This window comes from Thermodesulfomicrobium thermophilum DSM 16697 (genome assembly GCF_059568695.1).
In genome coordinates this window covers 24974-49827 of sequence record NZ_JCANTW010000012.1, presented here as the reverse complement: position 1 = coordinate 49827, position 24854 = coordinate 24974, and the positions used below count along the sequence as shown (strand labels likewise).

Below are 24854 nucleotides of genomic sequence, written 5' to 3'. Positions count from 1 at the left end.
GCGCGCTAGCGGACAAAGTCCCGTTCCATGTCACGGGCGACGGCCCGACGCCGCAATTCCTCGCGGCGGTCATGCACGCGCTTGCCCCGGGAAAGCGCCAATTCCACTTTGATTTTTCCGTTTTTGAAATACATTTTGGTGGGGACCACGGTGAGACCCTTTTGCTCCACCTTGGCGGCCAAGCTCGCGATCTCCCGGCGGTGCAGGAGCAGCTTACGTGCCCGATCCGGATCGTGCTGGGCATACCCCGCATTGGGATAGGGAGAGATATGCACCCCCGTCAGCCATGCCTCACCAGAGTGGAACACCACGTATCCATCGCCCAGGTTCACCCGTCCCTCGCGCAACGATTTGACCTCGGACCCGGAAAGCACCAGGCCGGCTTCCACAAAATCCAAAAATTCGTATTCATGCCGGGCCTTCCGGTTGGCCGCCACCAGCTTGATCCCCTGGGGTTTGGCGCTCATCCCCCCACCTCCTCGCCCAACAGAGAGACTGAAAACAAAAGTTCATCCGGAACATGCCGGTAGATCATCTCCCGCACCAAACGGTTGCTGCGCATCACCGACTGGCTGGCCATGACCTGCTTGAGCAGAGCGTCGCATTCTTCCATGGTGGTCTGACGGATCAGGCGCTTGATGCTCGGGATAGAACGAGGGTTGAGGCTGATGGCATCCACCCGCATGCCCAACAGCACGGGGACACAAAATGGATCTGCCGCCAACTCACCACAGACGCAAACATCGATTCCGGCGCGATGTCCTGAGTCCACAACCCATTTGATGGACCGCACAATGGCGGGATGGAGCGGTTGGTACAACGCGGAGACATCTTTATTGGTGCGGTCGATACCCAAGGTGTACTGGATGAGATCATTCGTCCCAATACTGAAGAAATCCACTTCCTGGGCGAGGACGTCGGCGGTCATCACGGCGCTGGGCAGCTCCATCATGATCCCAAAGGGCATGTCCTCCCGGAAAGGCACTCCTTCCGCCGCCAGCTCCCGCTGCACTTCGCGGTAGAACTTCTTCACTTCCACCAATTCCTCGATGCCGGAGACCATGGGCAGCAACAGATGCACATTGCCCACCACACTGGCCCGCAAAATGGCCCGCAGTTGCGTGCGAAACACCTCCCGGTGACGCAAACAATAGCGGATGGCCCGGAGTCCCAAGGCGGGATTGGCCTCCCGTCGGTGGCTCAAAGCGGACGTAAGCTTGTCCGCGCCCACATCCAGGGTGCGGATCACCACTTTTTGCGGAGCCATGATGCTCGCCAGATCCAAATACTGCTCCGCGAGCTCCTCCTCGCTGGGAGGGGTCTCCCGATTCATGTACGTGTACTCGGTGCGATAGAGACCGATGCCCTCGGCCCCCAAGTCGCGTACCGCCACCACTTCCTCGAAAAGTTCGATGTTGGCCAAGGTCTGCACCTGAAACCCATCGCGCGTCTGGGCCGGCAAATGGCAGGAGCGCAGCACCACGGCCTGATAATCGTCGAAGCGCGCCGCCAGTTCTGTGGAGCGGGCAAGTTCGTCTTCATCAGGGTCCACGAGCACCCGGCCGTGGAAGCCATCGAGGATGATGAGTTCCCCTGCCAAGGTGCCGTCGAGGCCTTCCACACCCACCACGGCCGGGATTTGCAGCGATCGGGCAAGGATCCCCACATGCGAGGTCTTGCCGCCGGAAGCCGTGGCCAGGGCAAGGACCTTGGCAAAATCGATCTCCACCAGATCCGCAGGACTCAAATCCCGGGCCAGGAGCACCCCGCGCTGCGTCATGGAAGCGGCCCCTGCCTGTCCCACCAAGACCCCGAGCACCCGCTCGGCCGCCTGGCGGATGTCCTGCATGCGGCTGCGCAAGTACTCATCCTCGATGGCCGTGAACGTGGCTTCCACCGCGGCCACGGCCCGCTCCAGGGCCCATTCGGCATTGATCTTCTGGGCGGCGATGGCCGCCAGGGCCTGTTCTTGGAGCTTGCGGTCGCGCACCAAGAGCAGGTGCGCTTCCACCATGGCGGCGTGATCGCGCAAATCTTCGGGCACCGCGGCCAAAACCCGCTCCAGGTCCAAGGCCGCCGCGGCAAAGGCCTGGCGCAGACGGTCCTGCTCCTTCTCCACGGCATCCGGGGCAATGGGATGGTACGAGGCGCGGGCAAACCAATCCCGATCCAAAAAATGGGCCCGCCCAACGGCAATGCCTGCAGCGACCGGGATACCATAGAGCACTCGACGCGCCATCACTCCTCCCCAAAGCGGTCCACGAAAAGCTGCGCCACGGCCTCCACCGCTTCCTGGGCGTCCGGCCCATGGGCTCGAATGCACACCCGCGTGCCCCGGGGGGCCGCCAGCGTGAGGATATCCAAAATGGACTTGGCGTCCACCGCCCCGGCCTCGGTCTCCAAAAATATCTGCGAGGTGAAGCGTCCCGCCGTCTGACAGATCTTCCCTGCCGGCCGGGCATGGATCCCCAAGGGGTTGACCACCTGCACCTCACGCGTCCACGATCCATTTTCATGCGTCATGCCCACTGCCCCACGATCCACGCCACGCCAACTCCTGCCAGTACGACCAAACGCCACGGACCGCTCGGGGCGAGCACTCCGGCCACACCTACACCGGCCCCCAGCACCAGTACTGCCCACGGCCCCAAAGGGGCTGCCAGCGCAGCCCACACCGCCGCCAACGCCACCGCACACACCACCTTGATATGCCGCGCCCAATTGATGAGATTCCAGCGTTTGAGGTCCTGAAGAAAGGCGAGCCCACGAGAGTACGCCCGAAAAAACGTCAGCACCTTCATGACCTGCACCGCGATCAGCGCCGTCACAGTCCATACGACGGCCCACGCCCACAACCCGCGCACGAGCAAAAAACATTGGACAAGCGCCCAAAGCACGAACACCCCGCCGCCGAAAAAGGCGTCTCCCAACCCCGAGAGGGTGAAGACCACCGTCGAGCGCACCGTGGTCAAGGCCTGCGGCGTAAGGAGTCCTCGAGCGATACGTTCCTCCAAGGAAAGAAACAATCCTGCCAGGGCGGGAGTCCAGCACGGATGCGTATTGTACAGCCCCAAGTACCGATGCCGGGCCCGCTGCAGCGCTGCAGGGTCATGGGCATACAACGCGCAGAGGACAGGATGGAGGATAAACACCATCCCCACGTTCTGCAGCCCCCGCATGGTGTATACCGCGCCCACCAAATACGTGCGCCAGAAGGTCCGCCACAACAGACTCTTGGGGATCACACCTCCTCCACCAGCATCCGGTACACCGCTTTGGCAGGCCATCCGGAAGCCCGGGCCACCCGGCGGGCGACTTCCCGAGGAGGCAGTCCTTCAGCCGCCAGGGCCGCTGCCTCCGCAGCCACCCGCGACGCATCCCAGGCCGTGGGCGTTCCTTCCGGAGGGCCCACCACCACCGTCACCTCACCCAAAAGCTCGGGGAGATCCGACATGTCCTGGCCAAGCCGGCCATGGATAAAGGTCTCGTGCACCTTGGTCAATTCCCGGGCCACACAAAAGGATCTCTCTCCCAACACCTGGTGCGCGATCCGGAGCGAGGCGGGGACACGATTTTTGCGCTCGTACCACACCAATGTCAGCGACATACCGGCGTAGGGGGCCAGGACGGCGGCCACGTCGCCGGGCTTTCGCGGCAAAAACCCCAAAAAAGCAAAAGGATAGGGAGGAAGACCGCTGGCCGTGAGCGCAGCCAGCGCCGCACACGGGCCCGGCACCGGCGACACGGCAACGCCCGCCTGCCAGCACGCCGCCACCAAACGATAACCGGGATCCGCCACAAGAGGAGTCCCGGCGTCGGAAACCAGGGCTGCATCCTCGCCCGCCTGCAGCCGGGCAAGAACGGAGGGCAGGCGCTGGCGCTCGTTGTGCTCATGCAAGCTCACCAGTTCCCGCGCCGCCACCCCGCAGCGGACAAGGAGTTGGCCGGTGCGCCGGGTGTCCTCGCAAAGCACGAAGTGCGCCGCGGCCAACGTTTCCCGGGCCCGCGGTGAGAGATCACCACGGTTGCCAAGGGGAGTGGAGACGATCCACAGCATATGATGCTTCCACGATATGGCGGCAATGGCTCAAAGAAAATCGCGGGGGCGTGCCGACCACGGCCACCAAGTCGAACCGGCACGGGAACTCCCAGCCCCCGATCTGCAAAAGATATGCGCTCGCGGCCCGGAGCAGACGCGCCGCCTTGACCGGGGTCACGGCCTCACCCGGCGTGCCGCGGCGGGTAGATGCGCGGGTCTTCACTTCCACGAAGACGATGGTGTCCGCTTCCTGACAGATGAGGTCGATCTCCCCGCCGGGCACACGGAAGTTGCGCTCCCGAATCCGCCACCCCAGCCCCTCAAGATAACGGGCTGCGGCTTCTTCGCCCAAGCGCCCCATTTCCTGGGAAGATATGGAGGTCATCCTCCGACCCCGGGCAGACGCAGCTGCGTACTGTTCGGGAACGTCCCCCGAAAGGTATGGCGGTGCAGGGCACTCGGCCCCAAGCGGGCGATGGCCGCCCGGTGCTCGGCCGTGCCGTAGCCTTTGTGGCGCTCCAAGCCATAGCCCGGATAGCGCTCCGCCAAGGCCTCCATAAGGCGGTCCCGAAAAGTCTTGGCCAAGACCGAGGCCGCGGAGATGGCCGGCACGGACGCATCCCCCCCCACGATGGCCTCCACCGGCACGGAAGCGGGAAAGACCTGATTGCCGTCCACCAACACCCGCGCCGGAGGATAGGCCAATGCCTCCACCGCCCGGGCCATGGCCCGCAAGGTGGCCTGAAGGATGTTGACGGCCTCGATCTCCCGCGGCCAGGAAAAACCCAAGGCCCAGGACACAGCCTGGGCCTTGATCTGGCGGGCAAAGAACTCTCGGCGCCGCGAAGAAAGCTTCTTGGAATCCGTAAGCCCCGGCAGGGTCCAGTGTGCGGGCACAAGCACCGCGGCCGCCACCACGGGCCCCGCAAGACAGCCCCGTCCGGCCTCATCCACCCCTGCCACCAGGACAGAGGCTTCACGCTCGGCCACCGGTGCCCCCGTAGCCTATTCCCAATCCTTCTTGGCCTTGATGCGTGCGGCCTTACCTTTCAGATTGCGCAGGTAGAAGAGACGGCTGCGGCGCACCACACCCTGAGAGACCACTTCGATGCGGTCGATGCAGGGAGCATGCAACGGAAAAATGCGCTCCACGCCCACACCGTCGGAAACCTTGCGCACCACAAACGAGGCATCGGTGGCGCCTTTCTTGTAGCGAATCACCACGCCCTGGAAGACCTGGATGCGCTCCTTCTCGCCTTCCACGATGCGGGTATGAACCTTCACCGTATCGCCGGGACGAAACGAGGGGATATCGGCGCGCAGGTGCTCGCTTTCAATGTTGCGAATGATGTCCATACTGGTTCTCCTTCAAAATTCCTTCTCCGTCGGTGCGAAGAAGGGGACTTATCCCAGGTCGCCCACCAGCCGGTCCACCATGATGGCGGCTGCGGAGCGCACCGAGAGATGATTGTACGTTTCCAAAAAACGCACCGGTCGCAGACAGGCATGCGCCTGCTGGAGGACCTCCGGGGCCAAGCCGTGGCCGGTGCCCAACACGAGGAGCACCGGCATGGAGCTGAGCCATTGACGCACCTCTGATGCCGTCGCCGTACCTTCCCGGGCAGAGGTCACCACGATCCGGGGCGACCGGCCTGTACGCACACGGACCGCAGCCACCGCCTCCTCCAGTGAGGAAACCACGTCCACGAGGCTCAGTGCCTCGCGACGGCATGGATTGGCCGCGGCGCCCTCTCCGTCTCGCCAATGCGACAACAGCGTCCGCGCCAGGGCTTGCTGGTCCTCCACGGGGGTGCAGACCCAATAGCCCCCCAGCCCGTAGGTACGGGAAAGGCGGGCAATATCGTGGAGGTCCAGGTTTGTCAAAGAGGTGGCGATGGTGCGCCCCTTTTTGTCCAACACCGGATAATGCACCAAGGCGACAAAGAGATTCCGCCCCAAGCGCGGCCGGGACATGGCGCGCAACAACTTGTAGTCTGCGGTATCAAGTTCGGCCGTATTCAACAGATCCGGCCGCAGTTCAAGCGTCTGGCGCAGACTCTGTTCCCGCCGCCAAGCGCGGATACGGGCGTGATCCCCAGAGAGCAACACCTCCGGGACCTGCAGCCCAGCATAGCTCTCCGGGCGGGTGTAGTGCGGATACTCCAGCAGGCCGGCGCTGAAGCTCTCTTCTTCCGCACTCTCTTCCTTGCCCAAGAAATCCGGCACCAACCGCGAGACCGCCTCCATGAGACACAAGGCCGCACTCTCGCCGCCATTCAAGACCACATCCCCCACCGAAACGGCCTCCATGGGGAATAGTGCTTCCAGTCGGGCGTCGATACCCTCGTAACGGCCACAGATCACCACGAGGTCTTCTTCCTGGGCAAGTTCCCGCGCCATGGATTGGGTAAGCGGTCGTCCCTTGGGGGCCAGGAGGATGCGCCGGGCGCTGGGGGCGTCCTTGAGGGCGCGCGCCACCGGGTCCACGGTCATGACCATTCCCGCGCCGCCGCCGTACGGCCGGTCGTCCACGTGGCGGTGCTTGTCCTGGGAATAGTCCCGCGGATTGCGGAACTCCACCTGCACCAGCCCTCGCTCCACCGCCCGGCCCAACAGCCCGCAGGCAAGAGGAGAGGCGAAAAACTCCGGAAAAAGGGTAAGGAGGGTAAAACGCATACCAACGCCTTCGCGGGCCTCAAAGGGCTCCGTCTTCCTGACGGCAGAGTTCCAAGAGCCCTTCGGGGGGATCGATGACCAAACGATCGGTTACCGCCTGCACCCGCAGCGCTGCAGGCAGGACGTACCGGCTCCCGTCCGCCCCAACCACTGTCCAGAGCTCTTGGCCGGCCACCAAGGCCACGGAGCGCAGTTCCCCCAAGATCTCCCCCTGGGAAAGCTCCACCGGTGCCCCGATCCATGCCAGGGCGCCCCAGTGCTGCGGATCCGCAGCCGCCACGTCCCTGGCGCGCGCAAGCACCGCCGCATCGCGCCAGGGGTCTGCCTTGTCCCGGCCATCCAGGCCGTCCACGGCCATGAGCACCCGACCGGAATGCGCTCGACACGAAAGCACCGGCCACGGCTTGGCCTTCGCCGCGTGACGGCGTAGATACACACGCGAAAGCCGGAGCAAGGCGTTCAGGCAGCCGCCGTGAGGGGCCACGAGAAGTTCTCCCCGCAACCCGTGCGCCTTCACCACCCGGCCCAACTCCACGAGTTCCAGGCCACCAGGCACGTTACTCGAGAATCTCCAGCACGCAGCGTTTGCCGGCTTTCATGGAAGCCGCAGCCAGCACCGTACGGATGGCGCGCGCCATCCGTCCCTGCTTGCCGATGATCTTTCCCAAGTCTTCCTTGGCCACCCGCAACTCAATGACCGTGGTTTGCTCGCCTTCCACTTCGGTCACGGTCACGGCATCGGGCGCATCCACCAACGACTGGGCGATGAACTCCACGAGTCCCTTGAGCATGCTGGCCTCCCCACACCTGCGGGCGTGTTTACGCCGCCACGCCAGCGCGCTTGAGCAGCGAGCGGACTGTGTCCGTGGGCTGGGCGCCGCGCTCCATCCAGGTCTTGATGGCGTCCAGATCCAGCTTCACATCCGCCGGATCCGTCATGGGGTTGTAGTATCCCACGTAGGCCAAAGCACGGCCATCCCGGCGGGACTGCGCTTCCATGACCACCACACGATAAAACGGTTTCTTCTTGGACCCCATACGGGTCAAACGGAGCTTCAAAGCCATTGGTTTCTCCTCGTCACATGAGTAGGATATACTTACTTGCGTTTGCGCTGCTTGCGCTCTTTTTTCCGCTTCTCCCGAAGCTTGTCACGATCCACGGCGCTACGGCGCCCTCCGCCTGCCCCAGGGAGCCCCGGCATCCCGGGCATTGTCGGCATCCCGGGCGCGGCCCCGCCTGGAGCCGTCGGCATCTTGCCTTGGAGCATCTGCTGCATGAGGCCACGCATCTGCTCAAAATTTTTGATCAGCGCATTGACGTCCGCCACCGTGACGCCGCTTCCCCGGGCGATGCGCTGGCGGCGGCTGACATCGATCATCTTGGGATTGCGGCGCTCGGCCACGGTCATGGCGTTGATCATGGCCTCCACTTTGGCCATTTCCTTGTCCGGCAGACGCACGTCCTGGAGCTGTTTGCGCAGCTTCCCCATGCCGGGGATCAAGGCCAACAGCCCCTCAATGGAGCCCAGCTTGCGAATGCGACGCATCTGCGTGCGGAAATCTTCGAAGTCGAACTCCGCCTTGCGCATGCGGTCCTGGATGCGCTCGGCCTCCTTGGCATCGATGGTGCTCTGGGCCTTCTCGATGAGCGTGAGCACGTCCCCCATGCCCAGGATGCGCGACGCGATCCGGTCCGGGTAGAACACCTCGAACTCACTGGGCCGCTCGCCAGTGCCTACGAATTTCAGCGGCTTGCCCGTGATGGACTTGATGGACAGGGCGGCACCGCCACGGGCGTCGCCATCCATCTTGGTGAGCACCACGCCCGTGATGTCCAGGGTGGCGTCAAAGGCCTGGGCCACGGTGACCGCATCCTGCCCGGTCATGGCGTCGGCCACGAACAGGATCTCCTGGGGCGCGCAGGCCTCTTTGATGGCCACCAGCTCGTTCATGAGGGCTTCATCCACGTGCAGCCGGCCCGCGGTATCGAAGATCACCACCGAGTGCCCCAAGCGGGCGGCCTCGGCCAAACCCTGGCGGCAGATATCCACGGGATTCATTTCCACCGTGGAAGCGAACACCGGCACCCCCAACTCCGCCCCCAATTTGCGGAGCTGATCGATGGCCGCCGGACGGTAGACGTCCGCAGGGACCAGATACGGGCTCATCTTGCGCCGACGCAAAAACAAGGCCAGCTTGGCGGCCGACGTGGTCTTGCCCGAACCCTGCAGGCCCACCATCATCACCGCATGCGGAGGCTTGCCCGCAAATGCGAGCCCTTCGTGTTCGCCCCCCAAAAGCGCGATGAGCTCCTCATGGACGATCTTGATGACCTGCTGGCCCGGGGTGAGGCTGCCCTGGACCTCCTGACCCAAGGCGCGCTGCCGTACCCGGTCCACGAAACCGCGCACCACGTCAAAATGGACGTCCGCCTCCAAAAGGGCAAGGCGCACCTCCCGCAGCCCCTCCTGGATGTTTTTCTCATCCAGACGGCCGTGGCCGCGCAATTTCTTGAATACCGACTCCAATCGATCGGACAGACTCTCGAACATGACACTCCCGTCAGGCAAAAAGGGAGACTCGCATAGACACAGAGCGCCTATGCGTCAAGAAAGAGTGTTGTAGGACATCTCAGCCCTGCGCGCGGGCCACGGCGCGGATCATACCATCGCGGGAGCGCTCGATCACGGCTTCATCGACGCAAAACGCCAAACGAAAATAGCCCGGCATGCCGAAGCCCCGTCCCGGCACCGCCAGGATACGCTCTTCCTGCAAGATCCGCACAAAGGCCTCGTCATCGCCCCCCGGGGCTTCGGGGAAAAAGTAAAAGGCCCCCTGCGGCGGCATGTACCGGATCCCAGCCTCGTCCAAAAGCCGCATCATGGCGGTGCGCCGACGCACATACACCGCCGTATCCACCTGATGGCCCAAGGCCTTCATGAGGATGCGCTGCCCCACGGCCGGAGCGTTGACAAATCCCAAAATACGATTGGCAAGGACCATGCCGTTCATCAAGTCGTCCGCCTCGGGCATAGTCGGATTCACGGCAGCGTATCCCAGCCGCTCACCCGCCAGGCCCAAGCTCTTGGAAAACGAGCTCACCACGACACTATGCGGATGCGCCGCCATGACCGACGGCACGCGCACCCCATCGTACGTGAGGAACCGATACGGTTCATCCGCGATGATCAGAATGGGGCGGCCAAGACGCGCCTCGGCCCGCGCCAAGAGTGCTCCCAATGCCGCCAGTTCCTCGGCGGAATATACCCGACCCGTGGGGTTGTTGGGCGAATTGAGGATCACGCAGCGGGTACGCGCCGAAATGGCGGCCTCCACCGCGGCGAGGTCCAAACCGAAGTCCGGAGTGCGGGCCGGCACCGCCACCAAACGTCCGCCATGATTTTCGGCGTAGAAGCCATATTCCACGAAGTACGGGGCGATGGCGAGGACCTCGTCCCCCGGGTTGAGCACCGCCCGCAGCACCACGTTGATGGCCCCGGCCGCACCGCACGTGACCAGCACGTGGTTTGCAGACAAGTCCACGCCCTGCTCGGCGCACAACGCCTCGGCCAAGGCGGCCCGAAGCTCCGGATACCCGGCGTTGGGCATATACCCAAAGGCAAAGGGCTCGGCGGCACGGTCCGCCAAATCCCGCAAGGCATCGGCCACCACCGCGGGCGGCGCGAGGTCGGGGTTGCCCAGGCTCAAATCCTGCACCGCATCCGCACCATAGCGCCGCTTGAGTTCGATCCCGGTCTCAAACATGCGGCGAATCCACGACGAACGGGCCAAGTACCCTTCTACTGCGTGAGCGAGCATGCAACCTCCCAGACGCCTCACGGCACCGCAATGCCCTGAAGCCGATATTCATTGAGCTTGTTGCGCAGGGTGCGCACGGAAATTCCAAGAAGCTCCGACGCCTTGGTGCGATTTCCCCCGGTAGAGCGCAGGCTCTTCAAGATCAAGCGACGCTCCATCTCCTCCAAGGGGATGATCTCGGACTCGTCCGCAGCGCTCCCGCTAGGCGCGGTCTCCAAGGGGTCCGCCGCTGCTTCCCCCTCCATGGCCGGCAAGTCTTCCACGGCAGCGTTGTCGAGCAAAAAATGCCCCACGCCGATGGCCCCGCCTGCAGCCAAGAGCACGGCCCGCTCCATGAGGTTTTGCAGTTCCCGCACATTGCCCGGCCATTGGTGGGAACGCAGCCAATTTTCGGCCTCCGCAGAAAGGCGGGTGGCGGGATAGCCGTAGGAGCCGGCAAAACGGCGCACAAAAAAATGGGCAAGCTCGAGCACATCCGCGCCGCGCTCCCGCAACGGAGGAAGACGCAGGGGGATCACGTTGAGGCGATAAAAAAGGTCCTGACGGAACTGCCCCTGCGCCACGGCCTCTTCCAGGTTGCGGTTGGTGGTGGCGATCACCCGGGTGTCCACAGCCACGGACTCCGTTCCGCCCACACGGTCGATCTCCCCCTCCTGCAGGGCGCGCAAGAGTTTGGCTTGCAGGGCCAAATCCATCTCCGAGATCTCGTCCAAAAGCAGCGTGCCGCCGGAGGCGAGCTCGAATTTGCCCAGCTTGCGGGCGATGGCGCCGGTAAAGGCCCCTTTTTCGTGGCCAAAGAGCTCGCTTTCCAAAAGATGCTCGGGCAGGGCCGCGCAATTGACCGCCACAAAAGGCCCCTGGCGGCCGGAATGGGCATGGATGTAGCGGGCGAGCACTTCCTTGCCCGTGCCCGACTCTCCGCTCACCAGCACCGTGGCCTTGGACCGGGCCACCTGACGGGCCAAGGCCAGGATGCGTCCCATGGCCGGATGCGAGCCCACCACCACCGGCGCCCCGGAGGCCTTCCCCGCAGCAACGCCCGTCGGCGACGGCTCCGAGTCCGGCAATGCAGCCAGCAATTTTTCGGCAAGCAACGGCAGCAGCCAATAGTCCCGGGCACCCAAGCCCAGATATTGGCGCACTTCGTCGGCGCTGCCCCGCTCGGCCACCACCACCACCGGCACCTCGTGGTCCACCGCCGCAGCGACCACCTCCGCGGCCGCGAGACCCGGCAGGCCGACCTCACACACCGCAAGGGCCACCTGACGGGCCGCCAGGGTCTTGGTCACCGTGGACATGTCTTCGGCCAAGATTACGGACACCCCCTGCTCCTTGAGGGCAGAGTACAGACCCGAGACGTGCTGGGCCCGGCATACAAAAAGGATACGCCGCATTGCCATAGGCCCAAGTTCCTAGCCAGTTGCCAGTCCCTTGGCAAGCCAGGGAGACGCCATCGGGTCCGGCCTATGCCTTTGCCCTGGCATTTTCTTCTCTCCTAAAGTAGGAAAGCGCCAACCCTCAAACCAAGGAGGCGGCAATGGACAGCCTGGTACCCATGCGCAAGTTCGTCGTTCCAGAGATCGTCTTTGGCCATGGGGCGCTGGACGCCGTTGGCGGGTATGCATCGACCTTCGGGCTGAAACGACCGCTGATAGTTTCAGACCCCGGAGTGGAGGCCGTGGGCTGGACGCAACGGGTAAGCAAACACGTAGCGGCCGCAGGGGCCGAAGCCCAAATCTTCACCGGGATCACCCCCAATCCCAAAGACTATGAAATCATGGCCGGGGTGGAGGCATATTTCGCCCACCACTGTGACGGCCTCATCGCCGTGGGCGGTGGCAGCGTGCTCGACACCGCCAAGGGCATCGGCATCGTCACCATGAACGGCGGCCACATCCTCGACTACGAAGGGGTGGACACCATCGCCGTGCCCATGCCGCCGCTCATCTGTATCCCCACCACTGCGGGCTCCGCAGCAGATATCTCCCAATTCGCCATCATCACCGATACCCGGCGCCGCACCAAAATCGCCATCATCAGCAAGGCCATCGTGCCAGACGTCGCCCTGGTGGACCCCTGCACCCTCAAACCCCTGCCCCCGGACCTCACCGCAGCCACCGGCATGGACGTCCTCGCCCATGCCATGGAAGCCTACGTTTCGCTCGCCAGTTCACCCCTCACCGACGTGCACGCCCTGGAAGCGGCGCGCCGCATCGTCCAAGCGCTGCCGCAGGCAGTGGCCACCCCTCGCTACATGGAAGCCCGCGCCCAAACCATGCTGGCGAGCCTGCATGCCGGCATGGCCTTCTCCAATGCCAGCCTCGGCGCGGTGCATGCCCTGGCCCATAGCCTTGGCGGCTTTTTGGATTTGCCCCACGGCGAATGCAACGCCCTGCTCCTCCCACCCGTAGTGGCCTTCAACTTCCCTGCCGCGCCGCACAAATTCCGCCGCCTCGCCCAGGCCATAGGCCTGGACCTTTCCGGCGCCGACGACGCCACCGCCGCCACGATCCTGGAAGACCGCCTGACCCGTCTGCGCACCGAACTGGGCATCGTCGGTGGACTTGCGGAACGCGGGGTACACCGGGAAGACATCGGGCATCTTGCCCATATCGCCCTCCAAGATCCCTGTCTCGTCACCAATCCGCGTCCTGCCACCCAAACCGACCTCGAGGCCATCTATGCCCGAATCCTCTAGTCCATCTCCCCTGCATCGCATCATTGGAATTTCCGAGACCTCGGCGCGCAAGAGTTATTACCCGATCCTGCAGCGCACCATTGCCGAGCTGCAAGCGGAAGTGGCGGAGCGCAAACAGGCCGAGGCCGCACTGCGCACCACGGCACAGCGCATCGAACGCCAGCAGCGCGCCGTACTGCGCCTTCCCCATATCCATGCTGCAAACAGCCTGGATGCGGCCCTCGCCTCCGTTTGCACGGCCGTGGCGCAAGCGCTGGAGCTCACCCGTGCCGTGGTGTGGCGCATTACGGACAACGTCCTCACCCCTGTGGCCACAAACGGATTTCCTTCCCTGCCTTGCCCCACCGCCGACGTTCTCACCGCCTTCCCCGCAAAAGAGGTCCTCGCCATGGAAGACGCCTGCACCGATGCCCGGCTGCGGGTCCTCTGGGAGCACCTCGGCCAACCAGGGGCTTTGATTGCAACTCTTGTGTGCGACAACCAAGGCCCCTGGGGGCTTATCACCGGCGAAGCCTCCTCCCCGCGCACCTGGTTTGCCGACGAAAAGGCCTTCCTCGGCCGCATGGCCGAACACGTAGTCTTGGTGCTGGCTGAGCACGAAGCCCACCGGCTGCGCGCACTCCTCACCCGTATCGTAGATTCCATGCCGTCGGCGCTCATCACCGTGGACGTCCAGGGACGCGTCACGCAGTGGAACCGCCGCGCAGAGACCCTCACCGGCATCTCGGCAACCCAGGCCCTGGGACGGCCGCTTGTCGAAGTCGCTCCACCCCTTGCGGCGTACAGCAAACTTGCTGCGCAGGCCATGGCCACCCATACGCCCCAGAGCCGTACCCGGCAGGTACGCAGCGACGGCGCCCGCACTATCTTCGAAGACGTCACTATCTATCCCCTGGAGCAGATGGAAGGAGCGGTCATCCGCATCGACGACGTCACCGAACGCCAGCACATGGAACAACTCCTCATTCAGTCCGAAAAGATGCTCTCCCTCGGAGGGCTCGCCGCTGGCATGGCCCACGAGATCAACAATCCGCTGGCCTCCATCCTCGGCAGCGTCCAGGTGCTTGCCAGCCGTCTCACGGCCCCGCTTCCCGCCAATCTCAAGGCAGCGGCCGCAGCACACCTGGATTTCGAGGCCATGCAGCGTTACCTTGCCGCCCGGGACATCCCGGCCATGCTCGCCGCCATCCAAGAGGCTGGGCACCGAGCGGCCACGCTGGTCACGAGCATGCTTGGGTTCAGCCGCAAAACAGATCCAAAGCTCGTCCCCGCTGACCTCGGCGAGGTGATCCGGTCCACCATCGAGCTTGCCCGCATGGACTACGATTTGAAAAAGAACTATGATTTCCGAAGAATCGCCATCGATCTGCACATCGACCCGGATCTGCCCGCCGTGCCGTGCTCTCAAGGCAAGATCCAACAGGTGCTGCTCAATCTCCTGCGAAACGGCGCCGAAGCCATGGCCGAGAAGACCTATCCGCCCGAAGACGGCCCGCGCTTTACCATCCGCATAGAATCCGCCCACGATGGCGTCCGCATCCGCGTGGCAGACAACGGTCCGGGCATGGAGCCAGGTACCCTTGCCCGCATCATGGAGCCCTTCTTCACCACCAAGCCCCCCGGCAAAGGCACCGGGCTCGGCCTTTCGGTGAGCTATTTCATCATCACCCAAGAGCATGGCGGCCGCATGTACGCAGAAAGCACCCCGGGCCAGGGGAGCTGCTTTACCATCGAACTACCTCTGCAGCGCACCACCAAAAACGGAGGCCCGAAGGCCTCCGCGGAAAGGACGCGCCAACGCTCCCAGGACTAAGGGGCTTGCACCAGCACGGTGTCTCCGGGGCGAAGCGGGGCATTGGGATGGAGCCGATTCCAGCGCAGCACATCTTCGAGGGCTGCGCCGAACCTGCGGGAGATCCCCCAGACTGTGTCGCCGGGCTGCACTACATAGTAGCGAGGGGTGTCCGTAGCCGCCACCTGCGCGGCATCTGTAGGCGGGATGAAGAGTCCCTGGCCCGGACGCAGGATCGCATTTGGAGCGAGATCATTCACTGCCGCCAGGGTGCTGACCTTTACACCAAATTTTCGAGCAATTCCCGAGAGCGTATCCCCAGGCCGTACGGCATAGTTGGCTTGTCCTCCCACGGCTTTGGGGGCCTTTGATGAGGCAGTCCCCGCACGGGCCTGAACACGCGCAGGCAAATACACTACCCGCCCGGGCACCAACCGCACCCCGGCATTGATGGCCGCGAGCTCCTTGGCAGAGACCTTCGTACGCTTTGCCAAGGCACTCCAGGAATCACCAACACGCACCGTATAGGGAACAAGCCCGGCCACAGGGCGCAAACCTGACTGACGGTCGAGATACTGGCGGACCTGGGCGGCATACTGGGCAGGAACGCGCACCGTGCTCGTCCCCAAGGGCGGGGTCGCTTGCCGGAGATATTGGGCGTTGAAGGCGTGGAATTGCTTCCACGGGATCCCCACGGCCTGCGCCAATTCGCGTAGATCCGTGGCTCCACGCACCGCAACGGGGACCAACGGGAGTGCGCGCTGCCCCCGCGTAACAATGCCCGCCGACTTTTCCCAATGGCGCGCCGCGTGCACCGCAGCAGCAAACTTGGGGACATAGCTGCGGGTCTGCTCGCTAAGACGCGCCTCAGGCAGTGCATCCAAGGTCTCTGCTCCCGTGACCTTCAGGGCTCGACCGATAGCGCCCTCCCCCGCATTGTACGCAGCGAGCGCCAGCTTCCAATCACCAAATTGCGCGTACAAATACTTGAGATAACCAATGGCAGCATCCGTGGCACGAAAGATATCTCGGCGCTCGTCCACCCACCAGTCCACACGCAAGCCAAAGCGGCGGGCTGTCTCAGGCATGATCTGCCAAATGCCGACCGCTCCTGCCGCAGAGGTCGCCGTGGGGTCAAAAGCGCTCTCCACCAAAGGGAGATAGGCAAGCTCCTCGGGCAAACCTGCGGCCTGGAAGCGCTCCCGCAGCGCCGGCAAGTAGCTCTGCGCACGCTGCAGGCCGGAGACAAAAGCTTCACGGTTTTTTTCGGTATACAATGCAAAATATTGCTGAACGGCTGGGTCTTCGACAACGGAGGGTTCAAAGAGCCCCGAGGGCACGGCAACCTGTCCCGATGACTCCGCAGGAGATCCCTGTGGGGCGACTCCCTTGTGCGGGGAGGCTGCGGCATCGTCCTTGACCGCGACGGAGCCGGAGGACACGGAGGTGCCCGGTTCGTGGACCGCACCGGCTCCTGTGATGGCGTCTTCGGTCCCCTTGTGGGAAAGGCGCGGGGAAGCACAGCCCACACTCATCCCCAGAAACAGAAGCGCAATCACCGTTTTCTGGACAATTCCCGACAAAAGCCAACTCCTGGTTACGGTTTCTCCACACCACCACGGGCACGCGGTGGAGCCAAAACAACCATTGCCGTGTAGAACAAAAAAAGTCATAAGGCAAATCTGGAAACACTAACCTATCGAGGTCGTCATGTCGAGAGAAAAAATCAGCAAATCGGAAAACATAGTCCCCGGCCGCAAGCCGGTGTTCGAGCTTTTGCAAGAAAGTCCACATCACATCGACACCGTGCTCGTTGCCCGAGAAGAAGGCGGCCTCGCAAATATCGTCGCCTTGTGCCGGCAACAGCGGGTCCGTTTTCGCCTCGTGCCCCGCACCGAGCTCGACCGCCTGACTCCAGGGGCGCACCAGGGGGTGGCCGCCCGCATGCGGCCGTGCGCATCCGCAGATATGGAAGCGCTCCTCCAAGCCCTCCCCACGGCCCCGCTGCCGGTCCTGCTCGCCCTCGACCAGGTGCAAGACCCCGGCAATGTGGGGACCCTCGCCCGCACTCTCTACGGACTCGGCGGGGCAGGGCTCCTGGTGCCCAAAGACCGTAGCGCCTATCTCGGCGGCCACGCCGCCAAAGCCGCAGCCGGGGCTCTCGCCCGACTGCCGGTGCACGTGGCGGTCAACCTCGGCCGGGCACTCCGCGCCATAGCTGACCACGAAGTCCCCATCTACGGCGCCGCCGCCCACGGCGACGCTCTGGACCTTTGGCAGGTGCGTTTCTGCTTTCCGTGTGTTCTTGTTTTAGGAGGCGAGGAACGAGGGATCCGTCCCGGAATTCAATCCCGCTGCCATACCTTGGTGCGCATCCCCATGGCGCGGGACCTAAATTCCCTCAACGTCGCCCAGGCCGGCGCCATCCTCCTGGGAGAAATGTGGCGCCAGCTCAACGAATGTACTGCGGCAGGTTGATGAAAATTTCGCGGGTGAACTCGACCATCTTGTCGAGAATCCAGGGAAAGGCCACCAGCAAGGCGCCAAACACCGCCACGATCTTGGGAACGAAGGTGAGGGTGGCCTCCTGGATTTGGGTGGCGGCCTGAAGGATGCTCACCACGATGCCCACGCCCAGCCCCACTCCCAAAAGCGGCAAGGAGATGGTCAGGGTGAGCTCGATGGATTGCCGGGCAAATCCAATGACGAAATCAGGAGTCATAGGCGTTCCTTAGGTGAAGCTGTTGACCAGGGATACGACGAGAAGATTCCATCCATCCACCATGACAAAAAGGAGAATCTTGAACGGCAATGAGACCATGACCGGAGGAAGCATCATCATGCCCATGGAAAGGAGTACACTCGCAACAACCATGTCGAGAATGAGAAATGGGACATAAATCAAAAAACCAATCTGAAAGCCTGTTTTGAGTTCACTGATGACAAAAGCTGGGATGAGAATACTCGTTGGGACGTCATCTTTGGTTTTTGGCTGCTCCAACCCAGAAATAGCATAGAAAACCGACAGATCTTTTTCTCGAGTATGCTTGAAGAGAAATGAGCGCAGCGGCGTCTCGGCACGCTGCAAGGCTTCACGATATCCGATACGTTCTTCGAGATACGGCTGCAACGCTTCATCATTGATGCGCTTGCCCACCGGCATCATGATGACCACAGTCATGAAGATGGCCAGCGCCGCGAGGACCTGATTGGGGGGCATCTGCTGGATGCCCATGGCCTGACGCAGGAAATGGAAGACGAGAATGATGCGGGTGAACGACGTCAGCGTCAACAAAATGGCAGGCGCCAGCGAAAGGACCGTGAGTAGGGCGAGGATTTCCAGGCCGAGGGCCACTTTTTCGGGCTCCGTGGCCGCGCCCAATTGCACGGAGACCGAGGGCAGCGCCGGATCAGCCGCCAGCGCGAGTGTCGGGATCGTCAGGATGACCAGACTGCCGATGAGCAGCCGCGTGCAGGTGGTTGGCGAAATCGTCATGGGATGCGTCCTCCTGGGGGCGGCGGGCGAGGAGTCCGATGCCGGCCTCGCTGACCCCGAGTACCAGGAGCTCATCCAAGAAACGTACCACGGCCACCTGCCGGCGCGGCCCCAAAGGCAAGACCTCCACCAGCTCCAAGTTTCCGTGCCTGCGCCCACGCGGCGCAATCCCCAGCCGCCGTACCACCACCACCGCCGCAAAGAGCAGCGCCACCACCCCGGCGAGGCCGAGCAGCATCTTGACCGCGGCGAATCCCAATTGCCCGTCCATACGTCACGCCAATTGTTTGACCCGCTCGATGGGGCTGATAATATCCGTGAGGCGGACGCCGAATTTTTCGTTGATGACCACGGCCTCGCCGCGGGCCACCAGCTTGCCGTTGACCAGGATCTCCAAAGGCTCACCCGCGAGTTTGTTGAGCTCGATGACCGAACCTTGTCCGAGCTGCAACAGTTCGTTGATGAGGAGCTTGGTGGAACCCAGCTGGGCCGAGACTTCCAAGGGGATGTCCAGGATGAACTCCAGGTCCCGACGCAAGGACTCCGAGCCGGTGCGCTGCGCCTTGGCCTCGGCGGTCAGATCCTTGTATTGAAAATCCTGACTCTGGGCAGCGAGCTGCTTTTGTTTCTTTTCCCGCTGCACCTTGGTGGCTTCTTCGTCCGCCAGGGCCTTGGCCCATTGGTCGGCCAACTCCGCTTCCGATGACGCGCCCGCAGCGGGTTTGCCTTCCTGTTCGGCCAAGGCGCTGGCCCAGGCATCCGCCAAGTCTTCTTCCGCAGCGTCTTTGGATGCTGCCCCCTCTTCGGCCAAGGCCGCCGCCCATTCTGCCGCCAATTTGTCTTGATCTTCCGCCATACGCCGCTCCTAATATGCGATTTCCTGTTCTTTAACCACACGGAAGGCTTTGTTGCCCTTCACAAATCCAGGCTCACCGTAAAATTTGAGCACCCCCTGCACCCGGGCCTCCAAGAGATCGTCCTCATCCTGATCGAGGAGCAGGATATCACCCACCTGGAGATCCAAAAGCTGCCGGACGGTGAGACGGGTAGTCCCCAAGGTAACCGTGAAATCCACCGGGGTCTCCAAGAGCCGGTCTCGAAAGCGGGAGATCCAAGCATGGTCCACCTCCAGGCGCTCGCTCTGAAACGCGGCATAGAGCTTGGAACGGATGGGCTCGATGGTAGCATACGGCAGCGCCACCAAGAGCGACCCCATGGCGCTCTCGAGCTCCACCTCGAAAGAGATGACCACGACGACGTCGCTGGGCGGCACGATGGTGGCAAATTGCGGGTTGATCTCTGAACGCACGTACTCGATGCTCACCTCGTGCACCGGTCGCCAAGCGTCTTCCAGGTTGGCCAAAAGGACCTTCACCACCTTGGTGATGATGGACTGTTCGATGGGGGTGAAGTCCCGCCCCTCGATCTTGGGCTGGCTGCCTGCCCCGCCGAAAAAGTTCTCCACCAACGAAAACACCAAGCGGGTGTCCACCACCAAGAGGGCGTTGCCGCGCAAGGGATCGATCTTGAAGATGTTGATGCTGGTGGGCACCGGCAAAGAACGCATGAAATCCCCAAACTTGGACATGTCGATGGACAGGGGGTTCACGTCCACCCGTTTGCGCATGGTGTTCACCATGGCATTGGTGGCCAGACGGGCGAAACGATCGTTGATGATCTCGAGTACCGGCATCCGCCCCCGGATAATGCGGTCTTGATTGGCCAGATCAAAGACCACGACCCCGGAGTCGTCTTGGGTCTCGTCCTGCTCCGTCTCGATCTCCCCGCCGGAAATCCCCCGAAGCAGGGCATCCACTTCGTCCTGATTGAGGATCTTACTCATAGGTTACTGCACCACAAACTCGGTAAAATATACGTCCCGCACCTTGGATTTTCCCAAAATCTGGTTGAGCCGTTCCACCACCTGCAATTTCAGCTCCAACTTTTTGTCCATGGTGGCCACATCCGCAAATGTCTTGCTGGAAAGCAGCAACAGCAAGGCGTCCTTCACCTTGGGCATGGCGGCATCCAACTCAGCCACGGCCTGAGGATCCACCACCTCCACCTCCATGGTCACCTTGAGATACCGCCGTCCCAAAGGATCCGCCAGATTCACCACCAAAGTATCGAGCTTTACCAACTGCCCCGGCATGGTGACGTTGGTGGCGTTGGCGTCCGTTGGAGCGGCCTCCTCGGTAGCGTTGGCGTCCGCGGCCCCCTCTTTGGAAGAGGCAAAAAAATGCTGGTACGCAAAAAAACCACCTGCCCCCAACAAGGCCACCAACACCAGCAGGATGATGATCCACTTGAGTTTACCGCCCTTCTTGGGTTGCTCCTCGACTGTCTGGTCCTTCTTCTCTTTGTCCGCCATGCGCCCTCCTGGCTATACCATTTACAGATACGTTCGCCCCATGGTTTTGAAAAGAATTTCCACCCGCCGCCACCGCATTGGGTCCACACCGGGCAAAGCCGCCGCCTCTCCGGTATATGCGGACACGGAAAACCGATCCGGCTCAAAGCCGAATCCCAAAAAAAACTCCAGCACCCGCAATGCTCGACCGCGCGCCACCGCCGCCGGGTCCGCCCCGGCCTCATCGCTCCCGTATCCTGCCACATTCACCGGCAGAGGGCTTGAGGCCAAAAAAGCAGCAATCTGCCCCAGGAGCGCCCGTCCTCCCTCTCCCAGCTCACTAGATCCCGGGGCAAAAAGGAGGCCGTCGGTCAACACCAGGGCCACTCCTTCCGGCCGCTCCAGCACCAAAAGGTTCTCTTCCAAAGTCTGACGGCTCATCCACTGGGGGAGCACCTCGTCGGGAAAAAGCAAGTCCTTGATGCGCTGGGGCTTATCCAAGGCCTCCAACGGCCGCTCCAGCAGCTTGGCCAACAGTTCAAAACGGGTCGGCACCCGACCGGCGCCCTTGGCAGTCAGAAACGCGATGTCGTTGCGAAACGAAGAGAGCGTCTCCTTGATGACCACCTGGTCCATGGAGGACATGGAAAGCAGAAGCACAAAAAAGGTCAAAAGCAGGGTCATGAGGTCCGAAAAGGTGACCATCCACCCATCGCCGCCCCCGCTGGACTCCTGACGCTTTTTCCGCCGTGCCATGGGTCATCGCTCCAACCGAAAGAGAAAATCTTTGTAGCGAAAGCCTTCGTCCGCTGGCGCCTGGGTCTGATTGTCCGCCGCCATGGCCGCAGCGAGCTGCGGGGCCCAGTCCACGACCCGACGATCCAAGGTGATCTCCACCCGCCGGTTCTGCCGCCGGCCTTCAGGGGTCTCGTTGGTAGTGCGGGGCCGAAACCGGCCAAAACCTTCCACCCGCATCTTGGTGACCGGCACCCCTTCCTGGGCCAAAAACTCCGCCACTGCCTGAGCGCGCCGCAGGGACAGCGCCCACGAACCGTCCATGGCGTCTTCACGTATCCGGTAGGCGTCTCCTTCCTCGTCCCGGGGCAGCCCCGTGTATCCCGCAACCAGAAAGGGATATTCCGCGGTCCGCAGCACCGGGGCAATCCGCCGCAAAAGCCTTTGGCCTTGAGGAGAAATCTCTGCGGAACCCGGGGCAAACAAGGTGTCGGCGCCAATGCCAAGCCGTTGGATAAAACGATTGGACTCAAAGCGCAGGTCCCACGACGGATCCTCCCAGAGCAGCGGTTTGATGGGCTCCAGATCACGCACATCATTGATGGGCCCAGGTTCGAAGGCGTCGGGCCGCGGGCTTGTGGTCAGCGGATTATACCCTGCAGTACCAAAGCCAAACGAACCAAATACCGAACCCAAGGCTTCCTTGATGCGGCGCTCGTCCATCATGGAGGCCATGGAAAGGAGGAGCACGAAGAAGGTCAAAAGTAGCGTCATGAGGTCCGAAAACGTGACCATCCACGTTGGCACCCCACCATCCCCTTCGCCACTGTCTTTTTTCTCCCGCTTCGCCATAATCACCCTTGCGTCTTACGCTGTTTGGGCGGCAGATAGCTATTGAGTTTCTCTTCGATGATGCGTGGGTTTTCCCCTTTGGAAATACACAAGATGCCTTCCAAGATCATGCCCCGGACCAAGACCTCTTCCTTGCTGCGGTTTTTGAGCTTGGCCGCCATGGGGTTGAACACGAGGTTGGCGAGCACCGCGCCGTAGAAGGTGGTGATGAGCGCCACGGCCATGGACGGGCCGATGGAACTCGGATCGTTCATGGTTTTGAGCATGAGCACCAAACCGATAACCGTGCCGATCATCCCGAGCGCCGGGGCATAGGTGCCAAATGTCGCCAGGATGTCCGCCCCGGTCTGGTGCCGCTCCTCCAAATAGGCGATCTCGGTCTCCAAGATTTCTTGGATGGCCTGAGGCTCCATGCCGTCCACGGTGAGCTGCAATCCCTTACGCAAAAAATCGTCTTGAATGTCTTTGAGCAGCGGCTCCAAAGACAAGATGCCTTCCCGACGCGCCTTGTTGGCATAATCCATAAAACGGGCGATGATGTCCGCAGGTGAATCCAGCTTGAAGAGAAACGTTTTTTTGATGACTCCCACGACCCCCAAGACCTGGTTCAATGGATAGCAGATAAGCACCGCCCCAATGGTGCCGCCAAAGACAATAAGCACCGACGGGATATCCACGAACACCATGATGTCCTTGGCAATGGCCGCGATGACCAAGCCAAAGGCCACGAAGATTCCGACAATGGTAGCGATATCCATCTATGCGCGTTCTCCGAAAATTCGTGTCCCAATGCGGACCAAGGTAGCGCCCTCGGCAATGGCGGCCCCGAAGTCTCCGGTCATGCCCATGGAGAGCTCGGGGAGCCGCACGCCATATTGCTGCTCCAATCGGTCCCGCAGGTCCCGCAGGGCGGCGAAGAAGGGGCGCGCAGCCTCAGGGTCGTCAAAGACCGGAGGAAGCAACATCAGACCCTGCCAGGCAAGATTCGGGGCGGCAATCAGCGTCTCTGCCAATTCCGGGAGGTCTTCCTCCAGCACCCCGCTTTTCTGGCGCTCCCGCCCCAGGTTGACCTGCATGAGCACCGGCTGGATCACCTTCTGCCGCTGCGCTCTTTCCTGCAAAGCATGCGCCAAATGCACGGAATCCACGCCATGGAGCAAAGCGAAACTGCCCACCACCTGGCGGACCTTGTTGGTCTGCACATGTCCCACCAAATGCCATTCAATGGAGGCAGGCAGCTCGCGCATCTTGGCCCGTGCTTCCTGGACGTAGTTTTCGCCAAAGATCACCTGACCCGCGGCGTGCACCGCAGCGATGGCCGCCGCCGGATGCCGTTTGGATACCGCCACCACGCGTACGGCAGAGGGGTCCCGACCGGAACGCACCGCGGCCTCGTGCACCGCATCCATGGTCGCCCGCCAACGCGCCACCACGTCCGAGCTCATAGCACTTCTCCAATGTTCATCTCGCGCAAAAAGCCCTCATCCTCGGTCCAGCCCTCCCGCACCTTGACCCAGGTGGAAAGGTGTACCTTACCCCCCAACAGTTCTTTGAGCGCCTGCCGCGCGGCCTGCCCCACGGCCTTGAGCCGGGATCCGCCCCGGCCGATGATCATGGCCTTATGACTGGTTTTTGACACATAAATGACCACCCCAATGGAGGTAAGCTCCGGGCTTTCGTCCCACTCCTCCACCTCCACGGCCACGTGATAGGGGAGCTCCTGACGAAGCTGCACAAAGAGCTGCTCCCGCACGATCTCCGCCACCAAGAAGCGCAGGGGCGCGGTGCTCAGTTGATCGGGCGGGAAGAGTGGTGGGCCTTCCGGAAGCATGGCGAGGATTGCGGCCTCCAGCCGGTCCCGCCCTTCGCCCGTGCGGGCCGACAGCGGAAAGATGTCCACCCCGGGCCAGAGATCCGCACACGCCGCAAGCACCGCCAGCAGCCGGGCCTTGGGGGAAACCTGGTCGATCTTGTTGACCGCCACCGCCAGCGGCATGCCCAATTGACGCAGCCGCGGGGCGAAGCTGTGCACATCCCGGGCAAGGGCGGAGGATCGAGCCGCATAGCGAGCGCCGTCCAGGAATACCACCGCGCCATGGGCCGAACCGAGCGCGGCCCAAGCCGCGTCCGCCAAAAGGCGATTCATGCGCCCCCGAGCGGCGACGATCCCTGGGGTATCCAAAAAAACCACCTGCGCCGAATCCGTGGTCCAAATGCCGGTTATGGCGGTGCGCGTCGTCCCCGGCTTGGGGGAGACGATGGCCAGTTTCTCCCCGAGCACCCCATTGAGAAACGTCGACTTGCCCGCATTGGGAGGTCCTACCAGCGCTACATATCCAGAACGAAAGCTGTTTTCCATGTATCTCCTCTTCCATGGCCCCACGGCCCCGAAGAAAT

The 24854-nt window shown here is 62.6% G+C and carries 30 protein-coding genes; 3 read left to right on the top strand and 27 right to left on the bottom strand.

The window, feature by feature from the left end:
- Positions 1–5 precede the first annotated feature (5 nt).
- From smpB to BR00_RS03790, 15 genes are all read right to left on the bottom strand, one after another.
- Entirely contained in the window at positions 6–467 is a 462-nt protein-coding gene (smpB, locus tag BR00_RS03860) for an SsrA-binding protein SmpB (RefSeq protein ID WP_496476301.1), read from the bottom strand.
- A complete protein-coding gene (gene ptsP, locus BR00_RS03855; RefSeq protein ID WP_496476300.1) occupies positions 464–2239 on the bottom strand; it encodes a phosphoenolpyruvate--protein phosphotransferase in 1776 nt (591 codons plus the stop codon). The genes smpB and ptsP overlap by 4 nt, the downstream gene beginning before the upstream one ends.
- Positions 2239–2523: an HPr family phosphocarrier protein gene (locus BR00_RS03850; protein WP_496476299.1), complete on the bottom strand. Its 285-nt coding sequence runs from the start codon at positions 2521–2523 to the stop codon at positions 2239–2241. The genes ptsP and BR00_RS03850 overlap by 1 nt, the downstream gene beginning before the upstream one ends.
- Positions 2520–3245: a PTS system mannose/fructose/sorbose family transporter subunit IID gene (locus tag BR00_RS03845; RefSeq protein ID WP_496476298.1), complete on the bottom strand. Its 726-nt coding sequence runs from the start codon at positions 3243–3245 to the stop codon at positions 2520–2522. The genes BR00_RS03850 and BR00_RS03845 overlap by 4 nt, the downstream gene beginning before the upstream one ends.
- Positions 3242–4057 carry a 16S rRNA (cytidine(1402)-2'-O)-methyltransferase gene (gene rsmI, locus BR00_RS03840; protein WP_496476297.1) on the bottom strand — a complete coding sequence of 272 codons (816 nt, stop codon included), beginning with the start codon at positions 4055–4057 and terminating at the stop codon, positions 3242–3244. The genes BR00_RS03845 and rsmI overlap by 4 nt, the downstream gene beginning before the upstream one ends.
- Positions 4017–4424, bottom strand: coding sequence for a YraN family protein (locus BR00_RS03835; RefSeq protein WP_496476296.1), 408 nt, complete (start codon positions 4422–4424; stop codon positions 4017–4019). Before BR00_RS03835 ends, rsmI begins: the two co-directional genes overlap by 41 nt.
- The gene (gene rnhB, locus BR00_RS03830; protein WP_496476295.1) at positions 4421–5029 is read right to left on the bottom strand and encodes a ribonuclease HII; all 609 of its coding nucleotides are present in this window, start codon (positions 5027–5029) and stop codon (positions 4421–4423) included. Before rnhB ends, BR00_RS03835 begins: the two co-directional genes overlap by 4 nt.
- 15 nt (positions 5030–5044) lie before the next feature.
- The gene (rplS, locus tag BR00_RS03825; protein WP_496476294.1) at positions 5045–5395 is read right to left on the bottom strand and encodes a 50S ribosomal protein L19; all 351 of its coding nucleotides are present in this window, start codon (positions 5393–5395) and stop codon (positions 5045–5047) included.
- 48 nt (positions 5396–5443) lie between these two features.
- Positions 5444–6715, bottom strand: coding sequence for a tRNA (guanosine(37)-N1)-methyltransferase TrmD (gene trmD / locus BR00_RS03820; RefSeq protein WP_496476293.1), 1272 nt, complete (start codon positions 6713–6715; stop codon positions 5444–5446).
- A 19-nt stretch (positions 6716–6734) separates the two neighbouring features.
- Positions 6735–7271 carry a ribosome maturation factor RimM gene (locus BR00_RS03815; protein ID WP_496476292.1) on the bottom strand — a complete coding sequence of 179 codons (537 nt, stop codon included), beginning with the start codon at positions 7269–7271 and terminating at the stop codon, positions 6735–6737.
- 1 nt (position 7272) lies between these two features.
- Entirely contained in the window at positions 7273–7506 is a 234-nt protein-coding gene (locus tag BR00_RS03810; protein ID WP_496476291.1) for a KH domain-containing protein, read from the bottom strand.
- Between the two features lie 28 nt (positions 7507–7534).
- Complete coding sequence (rpsP, locus tag BR00_RS03805; RefSeq protein WP_496476290.1) at positions 7535–7780, bottom strand: 30S ribosomal protein S16; 246 nt, start codon at positions 7778–7780, stop codon at positions 7535–7537.
- A 32-nt stretch (positions 7781–7812) separates the two neighbouring features.
- Positions 7813–9267, bottom strand: coding sequence for a signal recognition particle protein (gene ffh / locus BR00_RS03800; RefSeq protein WP_496476289.1), 1455 nt, complete (start codon positions 9265–9267; stop codon positions 7813–7815).
- Positions 9268–9346: 79 nt separating this feature from the next.
- Entirely contained in the window at positions 9347–10534 is a 1188-nt protein-coding gene (locus BR00_RS03795; protein WP_496476288.1) for a pyridoxal phosphate-dependent aminotransferase, read from the bottom strand.
- A 17-nt stretch (positions 10535–10551) separates the two neighbouring features.
- A complete protein-coding gene (locus BR00_RS03790) occupies positions 10552–11934 on the bottom strand; it encodes a sigma-54 interaction domain-containing protein (protein ID WP_496476287.1) in 1383 nt (460 codons plus the stop codon).
- A 137-nt stretch (positions 11935–12071) separates the two neighbouring features.
- Here BR00_RS03790 and ercA point away from each other — a divergent pair, with 137 nt between their 5' ends.
- Together ercA and BR00_RS03780 are read left to right on the top strand one after the other, a co-directional pair.
- The gene (ercA, locus tag BR00_RS03785) at positions 12072–13232 is read left to right on the top strand and encodes an alcohol dehydrogenase-like regulatory protein ErcA (protein ID WP_496476286.1); all 1161 of its coding nucleotides are present in this window, start codon (positions 12072–12074) and stop codon (positions 13230–13232) included.
- Positions 13216–15045: an ATP-binding protein gene (locus BR00_RS03780; RefSeq protein ID WP_496476285.1), complete on the top strand. Its 1830-nt coding sequence runs from the start codon at positions 13216–13218 to the stop codon at positions 15043–15045. The genes ercA and BR00_RS03780 overlap by 17 nt, the downstream gene beginning before the upstream one ends.
- Here the strand turns inward: BR00_RS03780 and BR00_RS03775 are convergent.
- The gene (locus BR00_RS03775; protein WP_496476284.1) at positions 15042–16607 is read right to left on the bottom strand and encodes a lytic transglycosylase; all 1566 of its coding nucleotides are present in this window, start codon (positions 16605–16607) and stop codon (positions 15042–15044) included. The two genes, BR00_RS03780 and BR00_RS03775, sit on opposite strands and share 4 nt — an antisense overlap.
- Before the next feature lie 127 nt (positions 16608–16734).
- On the opposite strand from BR00_RS03775, the gene BR00_RS03770 reads away from it, so the two are divergent.
- Complete coding sequence (locus BR00_RS03770; protein WP_496476283.1) at positions 16735–17502, top strand: TrmH family RNA methyltransferase; 768 nt, start codon at positions 16735–16737, stop codon at positions 17500–17502.
- Here the strand turns inward: BR00_RS03770 and fliQ are convergent.
- The 11 genes from fliQ to era are packed head-to-tail and all read right to left on the bottom strand — an operon-like array spanning position 17477 to position 24816.
- A complete protein-coding gene (fliQ, locus tag BR00_RS03765) occupies positions 17477–17746 on the bottom strand; it encodes a flagellar biosynthesis protein FliQ (RefSeq protein WP_496476282.1) in 270 nt (89 codons plus the stop codon). The genes BR00_RS03770 and fliQ overlap by 26 nt on opposite strands.
- Before the next feature lie 9 nt (positions 17747–17755).
- Complete coding sequence (fliP, locus tag BR00_RS03760; protein WP_496476281.1) at positions 17756–18520, bottom strand: flagellar type III secretion system pore protein FliP; 765 nt, start codon at positions 18518–18520, stop codon at positions 17756–17758.
- Positions 18435–18791, bottom strand: a complete 357-nt coding sequence (gene fliO / locus BR00_RS03755) for a flagellar biosynthetic protein FliO (protein WP_496476280.1) — start codon at positions 18789–18791, stop codon at positions 18435–18437. The genes fliP and fliO overlap by 86 nt, the downstream gene beginning before the upstream one ends.
- Positions 18792–18794: 3 nt before the next feature.
- Positions 18795–19376, bottom strand: coding sequence for a flagellar motor switch protein FliN (fliN, locus tag BR00_RS03750; RefSeq protein WP_496476279.1), 582 nt, complete (start codon positions 19374–19376; stop codon positions 18795–18797).
- Positions 19377–19385: 9 nt separating this feature from the next.
- Positions 19386–20363 (bottom strand): flagellar motor switch protein FliM, encoded by a 978-nt coding sequence (gene fliM, locus BR00_RS03745; protein ID WP_496476278.1) that lies wholly within the window; start codon positions 20361–20363, stop codon positions 19386–19388.
- 3 nt (positions 20364–20366) lie between these two features.
- On the bottom strand, positions 20367–20891 hold the full coding sequence (locus BR00_RS03740; RefSeq protein ID WP_496476277.1) for a flagellar basal body-associated FliL family protein: 525 nt from the start codon (positions 20889–20891) through the stop codon (positions 20367–20369).
- A gap of 21 nt (positions 20892–20912) precedes the next feature.
- Positions 20913–21626 carry a flagellar motor protein MotB gene (locus tag BR00_RS03735; protein ID WP_496476276.1) on the bottom strand — a complete coding sequence of 238 codons (714 nt, stop codon included), beginning with the start codon at positions 21624–21626 and terminating at the stop codon, positions 20913–20915.
- Positions 21627–21629: 3 nt separating this feature from the next.
- Entirely contained in the window at positions 21630–22457 is an 828-nt protein-coding gene (locus BR00_RS03730) for an OmpA family protein (protein WP_496476641.1), read from the bottom strand.
- Positions 22458–22459: 2 nt separating this feature from the next.
- Positions 22460–23215 carry a motility protein A gene (locus BR00_RS03725; RefSeq protein WP_496476275.1) on the bottom strand — a complete coding sequence of 252 codons (756 nt, stop codon included), beginning with the start codon at positions 23213–23215 and terminating at the stop codon, positions 22460–22462.
- A complete protein-coding gene (locus BR00_RS03720) occupies positions 23216–23902 on the bottom strand; it encodes a YggS family pyridoxal phosphate-dependent enzyme (RefSeq protein ID WP_496476274.1) in 687 nt (228 codons plus the stop codon).
- The gene (gene era / locus BR00_RS03715; protein ID WP_496476273.1) at positions 23899–24816 is read right to left on the bottom strand and encodes a GTPase Era; all 918 of its coding nucleotides are present in this window, start codon (positions 24814–24816) and stop codon (positions 23899–23901) included. The genes BR00_RS03720 and era overlap by 4 nt, the downstream gene beginning before the upstream one ends.
- Positions 24817–24854: the final 38 nt, after the last annotated feature.

What these genes read in the sequence shown, in the direction of transcription:
- smpB (WP_496476301.1), bottom strand. Translation starts at nt 467, where the DNA reads ATGAGCGCCAAACCCCAGGGGATCAAGCTGGTGGCGGCCAACCGGAAG.
- ptsP (WP_496476300.1), bottom strand. Translation starts at nt 2,239, where the DNA reads ATGGCGCGTCGAGTGCTCTATGGTATCCCGGTCGCTGCAGGCATTGCC.
- BR00_RS03850 (WP_496476299.1), bottom strand. Translation starts at nt 2,523, where the DNA reads ATGACGCATGAAAATGGATCGTGGACGCGTGAGGTGCAGGTGGTCAAC.
- rsmI (WP_496476297.1), bottom strand. Translation starts at nt 4,057, where the DNA reads ATGCTGTGGATCGTCTCCACTCCCCTTGGCAACCGTGGTGATCTCTCA.
- BR00_RS03835 (WP_496476296.1), bottom strand. Translation starts at nt 4,424, where the DNA reads ATGACCTCCATATCTTCCCAGGAAATGGGGCGCTTGGGCGAAGAAGCC.
- rplS (WP_496476294.1), bottom strand. Translation starts at nt 5,395, where the DNA reads ATGGACATCATTCGCAACATTGAAAGCGAGCACCTGCGCGCCGATATC.
- trmD (WP_496476293.1), bottom strand. Translation starts at nt 6,715, where the DNA reads ATGCGTTTTACCCTCCTTACCCTTTTTCCGGAGTTTTTCGCCTCTCCT.
- BR00_RS03810 (WP_496476291.1), bottom strand. Translation starts at nt 7,506, where the DNA reads ATGCTCAAGGGACTCGTGGAGTTCATCGCCCAGTCGTTGGTGGATGCG.
- rpsP (WP_496476290.1), bottom strand. Translation starts at nt 7,780, where the DNA reads ATGGCTTTGAAGCTCCGTTTGACCCGTATGGGGTCCAAGAAGAAACCG.
- ffh (WP_496476289.1), bottom strand. Translation starts at nt 9,267, where the DNA reads ATGTTCGAGAGTCTGTCCGATCGATTGGAGTCGGTATTCAAGAAATTG.
- BR00_RS03795 (WP_496476288.1), bottom strand. Translation starts at nt 10,534, where the DNA reads ATGCTCGCTCACGCAGTAGAAGGGTACTTGGCCCGTTCGTCGTGGATT.
- BR00_RS03790 (WP_496476287.1), bottom strand. Translation starts at nt 11,934, where the DNA reads ATGGCAATGCGGCGTATCCTTTTTGTATGCCGGGCCCAGCACGTCTCG.
- ercA (WP_496476286.1), top strand. Translation starts at nt 12,072, where the DNA reads ATGGACAGCCTGGTACCCATGCGCAAGTTCGTCGTTCCAGAGATCGTC.
- BR00_RS03780 (WP_496476285.1), top strand. Translation starts at nt 13,216, where the DNA reads ATGCCCGAATCCTCTAGTCCATCTCCCCTGCATCGCATCATTGGAATT.
- BR00_RS03770 (WP_496476283.1), top strand. Translation starts at nt 16,735, where the DNA reads ATGTCGAGAGAAAAAATCAGCAAATCGGAAAACATAGTCCCCGGCCGC.
- fliQ (WP_496476282.1), bottom strand. Translation starts at nt 17,746, where the DNA reads ATGACTCCTGATTTCGTCATTGGATTTGCCCGGCAATCCATCGAGCTC.
- fliP (WP_496476281.1), bottom strand. Translation starts at nt 18,520, where the DNA reads ATGACGATTTCGCCAACCACCTGCACGCGGCTGCTCATCGGCAGTCTG.
- fliO (WP_496476280.1), bottom strand. Translation starts at nt 18,791, where the DNA reads ATGGACGGGCAATTGGGATTCGCCGCGGTCAAGATGCTGCTCGGCCTC.
- fliN (WP_496476279.1), bottom strand. Translation starts at nt 19,376, where the DNA reads ATGGCGGAAGATCAAGACAAATTGGCGGCAGAATGGGCGGCGGCCTTG.
- fliM (WP_496476278.1), bottom strand. Translation starts at nt 20,363, where the DNA reads ATGAGTAAGATCCTCAATCAGGACGAAGTGGATGCCCTGCTTCGGGGG.
- BR00_RS03740 (WP_496476277.1), bottom strand. Translation starts at nt 20,891, where the DNA reads ATGGCGGACAAAGAGAAGAAGGACCAGACAGTCGAGGAGCAACCCAAG.
- BR00_RS03735 (WP_496476276.1), bottom strand. Translation starts at nt 21,626, where the DNA reads ATGGCACGGCGGAAAAAGCGTCAGGAGTCCAGCGGGGGCGGCGATGGG.
- BR00_RS03730 (WP_496476641.1), bottom strand. Translation starts at nt 22,457, where the DNA reads ATGGCGAAGCGGGAGAAAAAAGACAGTGGCGAAGGGGATGGTGGGGTG.
- BR00_RS03725 (WP_496476275.1), bottom strand. Translation starts at nt 23,215, where the DNA reads ATGGATATCGCTACCATTGTCGGAATCTTCGTGGCCTTTGGCTTGGTC.
- BR00_RS03720 (WP_496476274.1), bottom strand. Translation starts at nt 23,902, where the DNA reads ATGAGCTCGGACGTGGTGGCGCGTTGGCGGGCGACCATGGATGCGGTG.
- era (WP_496476273.1), bottom strand. Translation starts at nt 24,816, where the DNA reads ATGGAAAACAGCTTTCGTTCTGGATATGTAGCGCTGGTAGGACCTCCC.